Origin of the sequence: Leucobacter soli, from assembly GCF_042659205.1 — a bacterium.
Classification (GTDB): Bacteria; Actinomycetota; Actinomycetes; order Actinomycetales; family Microbacteriaceae; genus Leucobacter; species Leucobacter soli.
This window is the reverse complement of the sequence record NZ_JBHSRW010000053.1, coordinates 1-13,229: the sequence shown is the minus strand read 5'-3', so window position 1 is coordinate 13,229 and position 13,229 is coordinate 1. Positions and strand designations below refer to the sequence as shown.

At 69.7% G+C, this 13,229-nt stretch carries 11 protein-coding genes and 1 pseudogene; 9 read left to right on the top strand and 3 right to left on the bottom strand.

What is annotated here, in order from left to right; genetic code table 11:
- Window positions 1-42: 42 nt before the first annotated feature.
- On the bottom strand, window positions 43-402 hold the full coding sequence (locus tag ACFPZL_RS05430) for a YidH family protein (protein ID WP_218114667.1): 360 nt from the start codon (window positions 400-402) through the stop codon (window positions 43-45).
- Window positions 403-693: 291 nt separating this feature from the next.
- Between ACFPZL_RS05430 and ACFPZL_RS05425 the strand changes: the two are divergent.
- From ACFPZL_RS05425 to hpaD, 9 genes and pseudogenes are all read left to right on the top strand, one after another.
- Window positions 694-1,557: pseudogene (locus tag ACFPZL_RS05425) on the top strand (formylglycine-generating enzyme family protein); the annotation flags it as partial.
- Window positions 1,558-1,671: 114 nt separating this feature from the next.
- Window positions 1,672-3,084: an aldehyde dehydrogenase family protein gene (locus ACFPZL_RS05420; protein WP_218114665.1), complete on the top strand. Its 1,413-nt coding sequence runs from the start codon at window positions 1,672-1,674 to the stop codon at window positions 3,082-3,084.
- Window positions 3,085-3,190: 106 nt separating this feature from the next.
- Window positions 3,191-4,387 (top strand): DmpA family aminopeptidase, encoded by a 1,197-nt coding sequence (locus ACFPZL_RS05415; RefSeq protein ID WP_218114664.1) that lies wholly within the window; start codon window positions 3,191-3,193, stop codon window positions 4,385-4,387.
- A gap of 85 nt (window positions 4,388-4,472) precedes the next feature.
- Window positions 4,473-5,258 carry a fumarylacetoacetate hydrolase family protein gene (locus tag ACFPZL_RS05410; RefSeq protein WP_218114663.1) on the top strand — a complete coding sequence of 262 codons (786 nt, stop codon included), beginning with the start codon at window positions 4,473-4,475 and terminating at the stop codon, window positions 5,256-5,258.
- Complete coding sequence (locus ACFPZL_RS05405; protein WP_218114662.1) at window positions 5,243-6,058, top strand: HpcH/HpaI aldolase family protein; 816 nt, start codon at window positions 5,243-5,245, stop codon at window positions 6,056-6,058. Before ACFPZL_RS05410 ends, ACFPZL_RS05405 begins: the two co-directional genes overlap by 16 nt.
- 100 nt (window positions 6,059-6,158) lie before the next feature.
- Window positions 6,159-7,685 carry a fumarylacetoacetate hydrolase family protein gene (locus ACFPZL_RS05400; RefSeq protein ID WP_218114661.1) on the top strand — a complete coding sequence of 509 codons (1,527 nt, stop codon included), beginning with the start codon at window positions 6,159-6,161 and terminating at the stop codon, window positions 7,683-7,685.
- A gap of 2 nt (window positions 7,686-7,687) precedes the next feature.
- Entirely contained in the window at window positions 7,688-8,371 is a 684-nt protein-coding gene (locus tag ACFPZL_RS05395; RefSeq protein ID WP_218114660.1) for a GntR family transcriptional regulator, read from the top strand.
- Window positions 8,372-8,450: 79 nt separating this feature from the next.
- Window positions 8,451-9,947: a 5-carboxymethyl-2-hydroxymuconate semialdehyde dehydrogenase gene (hpaE, locus tag ACFPZL_RS05390; RefSeq protein ID WP_218114659.1), complete on the top strand. Its 1,497-nt coding sequence runs from the start codon at window positions 8,451-8,453 to the stop codon at window positions 9,945-9,947.
- A gap of 42 nt (window positions 9,948-9,989) precedes the next feature.
- Window positions 9,990-11,132, top strand: coding sequence for a 3,4-dihydroxyphenylacetate 2,3-dioxygenase (hpaD, locus tag ACFPZL_RS05385; protein ID WP_218114658.1), 1,143 nt, complete (start codon window positions 9,990-9,992; stop codon window positions 11,130-11,132).
- 222 nt (window positions 11,133-11,354) lie between these two features.
- Here hpaD and pntB read toward each other — a convergent pair whose 3' ends face one another.
- Both pntB and ACFPZL_RS05375 read right to left on the bottom strand, forming a co-directional pair.
- Window positions 11,355-12,833, bottom strand: a complete 1,479-nt coding sequence (gene pntB, locus ACFPZL_RS05380) for a Re/Si-specific NAD(P)(+) transhydrogenase subunit beta (protein WP_218114657.1) — start codon at window positions 12,831-12,833, stop codon at window positions 11,355-11,357.
- The coding region (locus ACFPZL_RS05375) for a proton-translocating transhydrogenase family protein (RefSeq protein WP_382334828.1) at window positions 12,830-13,229 on the bottom strand (400 nt) is incomplete at its 5' end. The genes pntB and ACFPZL_RS05375, both read right to left, overlap by 4 nt.

Sequence of the window (13,229 nt, the reverse complement as noted above, 5' to 3'; positions counted from 1 at the left end):
CGGGGGCGGCTTCGTTCCGGCCGCCCCCATCCGGCGGGAAGGTCATGCGAGCAGCACGCCGAGGAGGACGAGCACGGCCGTGATCACCACGATCACCGCGAGCACGGCCGAGAACGCTGCGGGCGGCAGCGCGCGGTCGAGTCGCAGCGCATGCTCCGTGCGCAGCCATCCGAACCACGCCTGCAGTGCGGCGAGCGCGCCTGCGACGATCAACAGGATGGACGCGGCGAGTCGCAGGCCGGGCTGCATGCCGAGCCCGAGGACTTCGAGGGCCACCCCGCCCGCGAGCAGCGCGAGCGAGGTGCGGATCCAGGCGAGGAACGTCCGCTCGTTGGCGAGCGAGAACCGCGCATCCGGCTCTTCGCCTGCAGAGAACAGACGCGCCGGAAACCGTCGGTCCATGAGTGGTCGGGCTCCCTCGGCTCGGTCTGCGGCATCGGTCGGCGGCCGATCCGGGCCGCGTGATCTGGGCCCAGTCTACAACTCAGCCTCGAGGCTCGGTACGGTGGGCGCATGAGGAACACGACGGAACACGCTCCGACATGCTGCGCTCCGGCCCGCTCAGACGGTGCGGAGGATCCGAGCGACGCTTCGGCGCCCGTCGCCGTACGCGCGGGCTTCGAGTCCGCGAGCGCAGCGAGCACCGGCAGCGCAGCGAGCGCCGACAGCGCGGCGAGCGAGCAGCTCGTACGGCACCCGGTCGAGCAGTGCGCGATCCCCGCCGGCGGCTTCGCGATGGGCGATTCGTCGGGCGACGGGCTGCCCGCCGACGGCGAGATCCCGGTGCACGACGTCGAACTCCGGGGCTTTGAGATCGACGCGACACCGGTCACCAATGCCCAGTTCGCACGATTCGTCGACTCCACCGGCTTCGTCACCGATGCGGAGCGGTTCGCGTCGTCGGCGGTGTTCCATCTGCTCGTCGCGGCCCCGGCCTCGGACATCACGGGGCCCGTCGCCGGCACGCCGTGGTGGATCGGTGTTCGCGGGGCGGACTGGAGGCACCCGGGTGGGAGGGCGACATCGCTCGCGGGCATCGACGACCATCCGGTCGTGCATGTCAGCTGGAACGATGCCGCCGCCTACTGCGACTGGGCCGGGCGCCGCCTGCCGACCGAGGCCGAGTGGGAGCGGGCCGCCCGCGGCGGGCTCGATCGCGCGGCCTACCCGTGGGGGGACGACCCGATCGACGGCAGCGACGGCGTCTGGCGCGCGAACGTCTGGCAGGGCGCGTTCCCGGTGCGGAACACCGCCGAGGACGGATGGATCGGCACGGCGCCCGTCCGCTCCTTCTCCCCCAACGGCTTCGGCCTGTGGCAGGCGGTGGGGAACGTCTGGGAATGGTGCGCCGACCGATTCGACGCCGCGTACTACGCGCGCTCGCCGCTCGCCGACCCGGCGGGGCCCGATGCGGGGGACGAGCGGGTGCTCCGTGGCGGCAGCTACCTCTGCCATCCCTCGTACTGCAACCGGTACCGCAACTCGGCCAGGTCCCGCAACACCCCCGATTCGAGCATGGGCAACGCCGGTTTCCGGACGGTCGGCCTCCGGGCCTGAGGCTCCTGACGCGACTGTTCCCGGTGAGACAACCCCGAAGCCCCGAGCGACAAGGACCCGCCGGCGACCGCGACGTATCCTGATCACGACCCCGAAACTCGAAGTGGAGGACCCATGGATACCTACGACAGCCTGCTGGCGGCGATCACGCCCACGAGCGGTGAGACTCGCGAGGTGCGCGACCCGGCGACGGATGAGCTGATCGGCACGGCACCCGTGCAGGACGTGGCGGATCTCGAGTCCGCGATCGACCGCGCCGAAGCCGCGCAGAAGTCCTGGGCGGCCCTCGGCGACGCCGAGCGCTCGGCCTACCTCCACAAGGCCGCGGACGCGATCAAAGCGGCTGCCGAACCCCTGGCCGAGCTGCTCTCGCGCGAGCAGGGCAAGCCGCTGAACGGCCCCAACGCACGTTTCGAGGTCGGCGGCTGCGAGGTGTGGACCCGTACGGCGGCCGATACGCCGCTCCCTGTCGAGGTCGTCATCGACGACGAGTCCGGCTACGCCGAGATGCACTACCGGCCGATCGGTGTAGTCGGCGCGATCTCGCCGTGGAACTGGCCGATGATGATCTCGATCTGGCAGATCGCTCCGTCGCTGCGCATGGGCAACACCGTCGTGATCAAGCCCGCCGAGACGACCACGCTCTCGGTGCTCGCACTCGTGACCGTCATGAACCAGGTGCTGCCCGAGGGCGTGCTCAACATCGTGACCGGCCCCGGCCGCACGGTCGGCGATGCGCTGACGCGCAGCCCGAAGATCGGCAAGATCATGTTCACCGGCTCGACGCCGGTGGGCAAGCGCATCATCGAGGCATCGGCCGGGAACGTCACCCGGCTCACGCTGGAGCTCGGCGGGAACGATGCCGGCATCGTGCTGCCCGACGCGGATCCCGCGGCCATCGCGGAGGATCTCTTCTGGGGCGGATTCATCAACACCGGTCAGACCTGCGCCGCGCTGAAGCGCCTGTACGTGCACGACTCGATCTACGACGACGTCGTGAAGCATCTCGTCGAGTTCGCGAAGAACGTGCCGATGGGCGTGGGCCTCGACGAGAACAATGTCCTCGGCCCGCTTCAGAACCGTGCGCAGTTCGACGTGGTCGATGGGCTGGTCAAGGCGGCGAAGGAGAGCGGCGCGACGGTCGCGCTGGGCGGCGACCCGGACTACGACGCTCCGGGCAATTTCTACCCGACGACGATCGTCACCGACATCGACCCGCACAACCCGCTCGTGGTCGAGGAGCAGTTCGGCCCCGCCCTCCCGATCATCCGCTACTCCGACCTCGACGAGGCGGTGGCGCTGGCGAACGAGCTCGAGGTCGGACTCGGATCCTCGGTGTGGTCCTCGGATCGTTCGAAGGCCCTCGCGGTCGCCTCGCGTCTGCAGGCGGGAACGACCTGGATCAACTCGCACGGCGGCCTCCACCCGATGGTGCCGTTCGGCGGCGCGAAGCAGTCCGGCTACGGCCGGGAGTTCGGCGTCATGGGACTCAAGGCCGTCGCCGAGCCCCACGTCATCAGCGGCTGACCGCTGATCGGGCGCCGCCCCGAGCATGCGCTTGAACGGGCCCGCACCGTACCCGAGACTGGGTGCGGGCCCGTCGCATTCGGGCCGGACGAGAAGGGGGCGCATAGTGGCGCGATCCGAAGCAGGCGAGATCTATGGCGCGCCCTCCGGGCGGAAGGCGCGCGATCTCGGGCTCGCCATGGGCGCTCTGCCGAACGGCCCGTTCAACGCCATCACCGACGTGGCGGGCGTGCGGGTCGGGCATACGACGCTGATCTCCGGCGAGGGCGAGCTCGTGCCGGGCGAGGGCCCAGTGCGCACGGGCGTGACGGTGATCGTTCCGCGCGACGAGCCGTGGCGCCACCCCCTGTACGCCGCGCCGCATCGCCTGAACGGCAACGGTGAGATGACCGGGCTCGAGTGGGTGCGCGAGTCGGGACTGCTGACGAGCTGCATCGGCCTCACGAATACCCACAGCGTCGGCGTCGTGCGGGATGCGCTCGTCGCGCACGAGGTCGCCTCGCGCCCTGCCGGTGAGGAGTACTGGTCGCTGCCCGTCGTCGGTGAGACCTGGGACGGCGTGCTCAACGATCTGAACGGCTTCCATGTACGCCCGGAGCACGTGCATCGGGCCATCGAGCAGGCGCGCGGCGGGCATGTGCCCGAGGGCAGCGTCGGGAGCGGCACCGGCATGGTCTGCCACGGTTTCAAGGGCGGGATCGGCACCGCCTCACGAGTGGTCCCCGCGAAGGACGGCGGTTACACCGTCGGCGTGCTCGTACAGGCGAACCACGGGCGCCGACGCCGGCTCACCATCGAGGGCCGACTCGTGGGCCCGGCTATCGAGTTGCCCGGCGATGCGGAACGCGCCGCCGGGGCTGATGGCGAGGCGCCGGATGCCCGGTTCGGCGGCGCCTTGCCGGAGGGCAGCGGATCCATCATCGTGATCGTGGCCACCGACGCGCCGCTGCTCCCGCACCAGTGCGCACGGCTCGCTCAGCGCGCCACCCTCGGCATCGCGCGCCTCGGCGGTGCGGGCGAGAACGGCAGCGGTGATCTGGCGTTCTGCTTCTCGACCGGCAGTGGCGAGATCCCCGTAGGATCGGGCGCCGGGATCGGTCCGCTCGCCTACCCCGTGACGGCGCTCGGCAACGATCGGATCGATCCGCTCTTCTACGCGGCGATCGAAGCCACCGAGGAGGCGATCGTCAACGCCATGCTCGCCTCCGACACCATGACCGGCATCAACGGCACGACCCGCTACGGTCTGCCGCACGATCAGCTCCGGAGGCTGCTCGGCGTCGACGGCCGAGCCGTCCCATGACGCCAGGACCACGCACGGCGCGCACCGGATAATATACGATCTGAGCAGTGCCGCATGTGCGGGCGGCGGCGAGAGAGGGGCGAACGTGCTCGAACAGACGCAGATAGAAGCCATCGCGGCGGAGCTGGTGCAGGCCGACCGCGATCGCGCGGTGCTTCCCCGGCTCACCAGCCGGTACCCGGGCATGACGGTCGAGGATTCGTACGCGATCCAGAAGGTGTGGTCGGATCGCCGCATCGCGAACGGGGCGCGCCTGGTCGGCCACAAGATCGGCCTCACCTCGAAGGTGATGCAGGTGGCGACGGGAATCACCGAACCCGACTACGGCGTGATCCACGACGACATGGTCGTCGAGTCCGGCACCGTGCTCGAGTTCGACCGCTTCTCGAACGTGCGCATCGAGGTCGAGCTGGCCTTCGTGCTCGCGAAGCCGCTCGTCGGCCCGAACACGACGATCTTCGACGTGCTCGACGCGACCGCCTACGTGGTGCCCGCGCTCGAGGTGCTGAACTCGCACCTCGAGATGGAGGGGCGCACGATCGTCGACACGATCAGCGACAACGCCGCCATGGGCGCCATGGTGCTGGGCGGGCGCCCGGTACCCGTGCACGAGGTGGACCTGCGCTGGGTGTCCGCTCTGCTCTACCGGAACGAGACGATCGAGGAGTCCGGTGTCGCGGGCGCCGTGCTCGGCCACCCCGCAATGGGCGTGGCCTGGCTCGCGAACAAGCTCGCGCAGCACGGTCAGGGCCTCGAAGCCGGCGAGACCATCCTCGCGGGCTCCTTCACCCGGCCCATGTGGGTCGAGCGCGGAGACACCGTGCACGCCGAGTACAACGGGCTGGGGTCGATCACATGCCGATTCATCTGAGCCTGCCTCCCACCTTCCGGGATCGCCTGGCCGCCGCGGACCGGCCGCTCATCGGCCTCTGGGCCTGCGCCGGCAGTCCCGTCACCGCCGAGATCGTCGCCGGTTCCGGCTGCGACTGGGTGCTGCTCGACGCCGAGCACTCCCCCAACGGCCTCGAGTCGGTCCTCGCGCAGCTGTACGCGATGTCGGCCTACCCGGCCGCTCCCCTGGTCCGGCCGCCCTGCGGCGATGCCGTGACGATCAAGCAGTTCCTCGACCTCGGTGCGCAGAATCTCCTGGTCCCGATGGTCGACTCCGCCGAGCAGGCGGAGGAGATCGTGCGCGCGATCCGATACCCGCTCGGCGGTGTGCGCGGCGTCGGATCGGCGCTCGCCCGCTCGGCGCGCTGGAATCGCGTCGAGGGCTACCTCTCGCGGGCCTCCGAGACGATCAGCCTGACGGTGCAGATCGAGTCGGCCGCCGCGGTCGCCGACGTGGAGCGGATCGTCGCCGTCGACGGAGTGGACGCGATCTTCGTCGGCCCGAGCGATCTCGCCGCCTCGATGGGGGTGATCGGGCAGCAGAGCCACCCCGAGGTGGTCGAGGCCGTGCTGCGATCCATCGCGGCGGCGCGTGCCGCAGGCAAGCCGGCGGGCGTCAACGCCTTCGTTCCGGCCGACGCCGAGCGCTACATCGAGGCGGGTGCCGCCTTCGTCGCGGTGGGCGCCGACGTCGCGATCCTCGCCCGGCAGACCGAGGCGCTCGTCGACCGCTTCGCCCCGAGCGCGGGCGGCGCATCCGCCCCGCGCGCGAGCTACTGACCTTTCAACGGCCCGTCTCATAACGGCCTTCCCAAACCCGTTTCGATCGTATATGATTTGAAATATCAGACAGCGGAGTATTTGAATGCGAGGCTCACCAATGACCCACGGGATCGACACGCCGGGCAAGATCATCGCCGTGCATCTGAACTACCCCTCGCGCATCGCGCAGCGCGGCCGCAGCCCGGAGTTCCCCTCCTACTTCCTGAAGCCCGCATCGTCGCTCGCCCCCACCGGCGGCACCGTCGAGCGCCCTGCAGGCACCGAGCTCCTCGCCTTCGAGGGCGAGATCGCGCTCATCATCGGCGAGCCCGCCCGCTGGGTCTCCCCCGAGGAGGGCTGGAGCCACGTCGCCCGGGTGACCGCAGCCAACGACCTCGGCCTCTACGACCTGCGCGCCGCCGACAAGGGCTCGAACGTCCGCAACAAGGGCGGCGACGGCTTCACCCCGCTCGGCCCGGTCGCGATCCCGACCGCAGGCATCGGCCAGGACGCCTGGCGCGTCCGCACCTGGGTGAACGGCGAGCTCGTGCAGAACGACACGAGCGACACGCTCGAGTTCCCCTTCGGGCAGCTGGTCGCCGACCTCTCGCAGCACATGACGCTGCAGACCGGCGACGTGATCCTCACCGGCACCCCGGCCGGATCCTCGGTAGTGGTCCCCGGCGACGTCGTCGAGGTGGAGGTCGACGCCCCGAACGCTCCGGGTGCGCCCAGCACGGGCCGGCTCGTCACCACCGTCGTCGCGGGCACGCACGAGTTCGGCGGCTTCGGCAGCGCGCCGAAGGTCGACGACCTGCAGCGGATCGAGGCCTGGGGCAGCGAGGAGGAGCACGCGACGGCCGTGGCCGCAGGGAGGGCGACGCCGCTCGAGGTCGCCGCCGACTCGCCGCAGAACCCGCTGACCGACGAGATCCGCGCCCAGCTCGACGGAGTCGCCGTGGCCACCGTCTCGGCCGCGCTGCGCAAGCGCGGCTACACCGACATCTTCATCGACGGCGTCCACCCGAACCACGAGGGCGACCGGATTCTCGGCACCGCCAAGACCCTCCGCTTCATCCCCTTCCGCCCCGATCTCTTCAAGGCCCACGGAGGCGGCTTCAACGCGCAGAAGCGCGCCTTCGACACCGTCGAGGCGGGCGAGGTGCTCGTGGTCGAGGCCCGCGGCATCCCGAGCACCGGCACCGTCGGCGACGTACTCGCCCTGCGCGCGCAGGTGCGCGGTGCCGCGGGAATCGTGACCGACGGCGGGGTGCGCGACTTCGCCGCCGTGCAGGAGTTCGACATCCCCGTCTTCTCGCAGGGCGCCCACCCCAGCGTGCTGGGCCGCCGCCACGTGCCGTGGGAGACGGACGTCACCGTCGCCTGCGGCGGCGCGGCCGTGCAACCCGGGGACATCATCATGGGCGACCGGGACGGGGTCATCGTGATCCCTCCCTTCCTGCTCGCCGAGGTCGCCGCCGAGGCCGCCGCGCAGGAGGAGGCCGACGCCTGGGTCGCCGAGCAGGTGGCCAAGGGTGCGCCGGTCGACGGCCTGTTCCCGATGAACGCCGAATGGCGAGCCCGCTACGAGGCTGCACGCGCTGCCGGCGCCGCGGCCGAGGCGGCGAACGGCGCGGGATCCTGATCATGGCCGCGCTTCCGAAGAGCGAGCGGGCCTACCGCGAGATCCGTGCGCGGATCGAGAGCGGACGCTACGTGCCCGGCTACCGCCTGGTGCTCGCCCCGATCGCGGCGGAGCTCGACATGTCGGTGGTGCCCGTCCGCGAGGCGATCCGGCGCCTGGAGGCCGAGGGCTTCGTGACCTTCGAGACCAATGTCGGTGCGCAGGTCTCACTCATCAAGGAGACCGAATACCTGCACACGATGCAGACCCTGGCCCTCGTCGAAGGATCGGCCACGGCGCTCGCCGCTCCCGCCGTCTCGGCGGACCAGCTCGCCCGGGCGCGCGCCGTCAACGAGCGGATGCGGCAGAGCCTCGCCCACTTCGACCCGCAGCGCTTCACCGAGCTCAACCTCGAGTTCCACTCGGTGCTGTTCGAGACCTGCCCGAACCCGCACATCCTCGATCTCGTCCACCGGGGCTGGAACCGGATGAAGATCCTGCGCAACTCGTCGTTCAGCTTCGTCCCCGGCCGCGCGCACGAATCCGTCGAGGAGCACGAGCGCCTGCTCGCGCTCCTCGAATCCGGCGCGCCCGTACTCGAGATCGAGCTCGCCGCCCGCGAGCATCGACTCGCCACGCTCGACGCCGTGCTCACGCACCAGGAGGAGCTGCGCCACCCCGCCGACACCGAGAAGCCCGCGGCCTGACCTGCCGCTCAATCACCGCCCGGATCCTCCCGATCCGCCGCGACCCCACGTCACACCCACCGCAGAAGAAGGACACAGGATGACTCACCAGAAGCCTGCCGGACTCCCCGACAAGATCCGCCACTACATCGACGGGAAGTTCGTCGATTCCGTCGACGGCGACGAGTTCGACGTGCTCGATCCCGTCACCAACGAGAACTACATCAAGGCCTCGTCCGGAAAGCAGGGCGACATCGACCTCGCCGTCGCCGCGGCCAAGCGCGCCTTCGAAGAGGGCCCCTGGCCGAGGATGGTCCCCCGCGAGCGCTCGCGGATCCTGCACAAGGTCGCCGACATCGTCGAATCGCGAGACGAGCAGCTGGCGCTCTTCGAGAGCTGGGACTCGGGCCTGCCGATCACCCAGGCCAAGGGCCAGGCCCGCCGCGCGGCCGAGAACTTCCGCTTCTTCGCCGACCTCATCGTCGCCCAGCACGACGACACCTTCAAGGTGCCCGGCCGTCAGGTCAACTACGTGAACCGCAAGCCGATCGGCGTCGCCGGCCTCATCACGCCGTGGAACACCCCCTTCATGCTCGAGTCGTGGAAGCTCGGCCCGGCGCTCGCCACCGGCAACACGGTCGTCCTGAAGCCGGCCGAGTTCACGCCGCTCTCCGCTTCGCTGTGGGCCGAGATCTTCCGCGAGGCCGGCGTGCCCGACGGCGTGTTCAACCTCGTCAACGGCTTCGGCGAGACCGCGGGCGATGCGCTGGTGAAGCACCCCGACGTGCCGCTCATCTCGTTCACGGGCGAGAGCCGCACCGGTCAGATCATCTTCGGCAACGCCGCGCCGTTCCTCAAGGGCCTCTCGATGGAGCTCGGCGGCAAGAGCCCCGCCGTCGTCTTCGCCGACGCCGATCTCGAGCAGGCGCTCGACGCGACCGTCTTCGGCGTCTTCAGCCTGAACGGCGAGCGCTGCACCGCCGGCAGCCGCATCCTCGTGCAGCGCGACATCTACGACGAGTTCGTGGAGCGCTACGCGGAGCGCACGAAGAACATCGTCGTCGGCCTGCCGTCGGATCCGGCGACCGAGGTCGGTGCGCTCGTGCACCCCGAGCACTTCGAGAAGGTCATGAGCTACGTCGAGATCGGCAAGACCGAGGGCCGTCTCATCGCCGGCGGCGGGCGGCCGGAGGGCTTCCCCACCGGCAACTACGTCGCCCCGACCGCCTTCGCCGACGTCTCGCCCGACGCCCGCATCTTCCAGGAGGAGATCTTCGGCCCCGTGGTCGCGATCACCCCCTTCGACACCGACGAGGAGGCGCTGGAGCTCGCGAACAACACCAAGTACGGCCTCGCCGCCTACATCTGGACGTCGAACCTGAAGCGCGCGCACAATTTCGCGCAGTCCGTCGAGGCGGGCATGGTGTGGCTCAACTCGAACAACGTGCGCGACCTGCGCACCCCGTTCGGCGGGGTCAAGGCCTCCGGCCTCGGCCACGAGGGCGGCTACCGCTCCATCGACTTCTACACCGACCAGCAGGCCGTGCACATCACGCTGAACGAGGCGCACTCGCCCCGCTTCGGCGCCGGCAAGTGATCATCCAGAGACAGAACCTTCCGAACGCAAGGACGCAACATCATGGCAAAACTCAAGCAGAGCAATAAGACCTCGTCGGGCTTCTGGGTCACCGAGGAGGCCCCGATCTCCAGCGACAACCCGGTCGCGACCCCCAGCGCGCCCGCGCCCGACATCCTGCGGTGCGCGTACATGGAGCTCGTGGTCACCGACCTCGCGGCATCGCGCAACTTCTACGTCGACGTGCTCGGCCTCATCGTGACGGCAGAGGATGAGGAGGCGATCTACCTCCGTTCGATGGAGGAGTTCATCCACCACAACCTCGTGCTGCGCAAGGGCCCGGTCGCGGCGGTCGCCGTGTTCTCGTACCGCGTGCGGACGCCGGAGGATCTCGACAAGGCGGTCGCCTTCTACACCGAGCTCGGCTGCGACGTGCGCCGCGACGAGAACGGCTTCGTGAAGGGCATCGGCGACTCGGTGCGCGTCGTCGACCCGCTCGGCTTCCCCTACGAGTTCTTCTACGACGTCGAGCACGTCGAGCGCCTCGCCTGGCGCTACGACCTCTACACGCCGGGTGCGCTCGTGCGCCTCGACCACTTCAACCAGGTCACCCCCGACGTGCCGCGCGCGACGAAGTTCATGCAGGACCTGGGCTTCCGCGTCACCGAGGACATCCAGGACGAAGAGGGAACCGTCTACGCCGCGTGGATGCGCCGCAAGCCGACCGTGCACGACACGGCCATGACCGGCGGCGACGGGCCCCGCATGCACCACGTCGCCTTCTCGACGCACGAGAAGCACAACATCCTCGCGATCTGCGACAAGCTCGGTGCCCTGCGCCTCAGCGACCGCATCGAGCGCGGCCCCGGCCGACACGGCGTCTCGAACGCGTTCTACCTCTACATCCTCGATCCCGACGGGCACCGCGTCGAGATCTACACGCAGGACTACTACACCGGCGACCCCGACAACCCGGTCGTCACCTGGGACGTGCACGACAACCAGCGCCGCGACTGGTGGGGCAACCCGGTCGTGCCGTCGTGGTACACGGAGGCGTCGCGCGTGCTCGATCTCGACGGAGAACTGCAGCCGATCGTCGCGCGCACCGACGACAGCGAGCTCGCCGTGACGATCGGTGCCGACGGCTTCTCGTACACCCGCGAGGGCGACGACGTGAAGGGCTTCAAGCTCGGCGAGACGCTGTAGCCACCCTCCGCTCTGCCGCGGGTGCACACGCATCCGCCTGCAAAGCGTCAGAAATCTGCGCAGCGTCAGCTATTTTTCGAGAATCCAGCTGACGCTGCGCAGATTTCTTACCGCATGCTGGCGAATGCGGTGGTGTGAGGTGGCGTGAGGCAGGGGTCGCGAAGGACTGGGGCGAGGATCAGGACCCGGGCGCACCCCGGCCCTCGCGCCGTACGCCCCGCGCTACAGCGCGCGGAGGATGTCCTCCACCCGATCCTTCGCATCCCCGAAGAGCATCCTCGTGTTCTCCTTGAAGAAGAGCGGATTCGAGACGCCCGCGTAGCCGGAGGCCATGGAGCGTTTGAACACGATCACGTTCTCGGCGTCCCAGACGTGCAGCACCGGCATGCCCGCGATGGGACTGCCCGGCTCCTCGGCGGCCGCCGGGTTCACCGTGTCGTTGGCGCCGATCACGAGCACGACATCGGTCGACGCGAAGTCGGCGTTGATCTCATCGAGTTCGAGCACGATGTCGTAGGGCACCTTCGCCTCGGCGAGCAGTACGTTCATGTGCCCGGGCAGACGCCCGGCGACCGGGTGGATGCCGAAGCGCACCTCGACGCCGCGTTCGCGCAGCTTCGCGGTGAGGTCGGCCACGGGGTACTGGGCCTGCGCGGTCGCCATCCCGTAGCCGGGGGTGATGATCACGGAGGAGGCCCCGCCGAGCATCTCGGCGACCGTGGAGGCGTCGGTCTCGCGGTACTCGCCCTCGGCCTCATCCGTCGAGGCGGTCGCCTGGATGCCGAAGCCGCCCGCGATCACCGAGATGAAGGATCGGTTCATCGCCTTGCACATGATGTAGCTCAGGTACGCACCCGAGGAGCCGACGAGAGCGCCGGTGACGATGAGCAGGTCGTTGTTCAGCAGGAAGCCGGCTGCGGCCGCCGCCCAGCCGGAGTAGCTGTTGAGCATCGAGATGACGACGGGCATGTCGCCGCCGCCGATCGACGCGACCAGATGCAGGCCGAGCAGCAGCGAGATCGCGGTGACCACGATGAGCAGCCACAGCGCGGGCGCGTTCACGTACCAGACGGTGAGCGCGATGAAGACGACGATCGCGCCGAGGTTCAGTACGTTCTTGCCCGGCAGGGTGAGGGGCTTGGAGGCCATGCGGCCGGAGAGCTTGAGGAACGCGACGATGGATCCGGTGAGCGTCACGCCGCCGATGAAGATGCCGATGAAGACCTCGGCGTGGTGGATGTCGCGCAGCGCGCCGGTGAGGCCGGGGTCGTGCAGGTGGCCGTTCCAGCCGACGAGCACGGCCGCGAGGCCCACGAAGGAGTGCAGCAGGGCGATGAGCTCGGGCATGCCGGTCATCTCGACGATGCGCGCGCGCCAGAGCCCGATCGCGCCTCCGACGACGACGGCGCCGACGAGCATGACGAGCCCGAACGTCGCATGCGGCCGGCCCCACGCGTCGGCGACGGTCAGGAGCACGGTTGCGGCGAGCGCGATCACCATGCCGGTGATGCCGTAGGAGACGCCGCGGCGCGAGGTCTCGTGCCGGCTGAGACCTGCCAGACTCAGGATGAAGAGGAGCGCGGCGGCGACGTAGGCGCCGGTCGCGATGGATCCCGCGAGGTCCACGAAGGCTGCGGTGTCGACCGTGTCGGCCGCGATGACGTTTGCGAGGGCAGCGGCGCTGCTGGTGACGGAGCTCATCGCTCGCCCCCCTTCTGGAACATGGCGAGCATGCGTCTCGTCACCGAGAAGCCGCCGAAGACGTTGATGCTGGCGACGAGCACGGCGACCGCGGCGAGCACCTGCACGAGCGGGTCGTCGATGCCGATCTGAAGCATCGCGCCGACCACGATGATGCCGCTGATCGCGTTCGTAACGGCCATGAGCGGCGTGTGCAGCGCGTGGGTGACCTTGCCGATCACGTAGAAGCCGACCACGATCGAGAGGGTGAGCACGAGGAAGTGCTGAGGCAGCGGCGGGGGCGCGAGCGCGCAGACTGCGAACAGCGCGGCGATGCCGACCGCGAAGAGGGCGGACCGTCCGGCCTTCGAGAGTCCTCGCCGGGCGGCCGGCTCGACCGGCGCGGCCTCGGGCTTC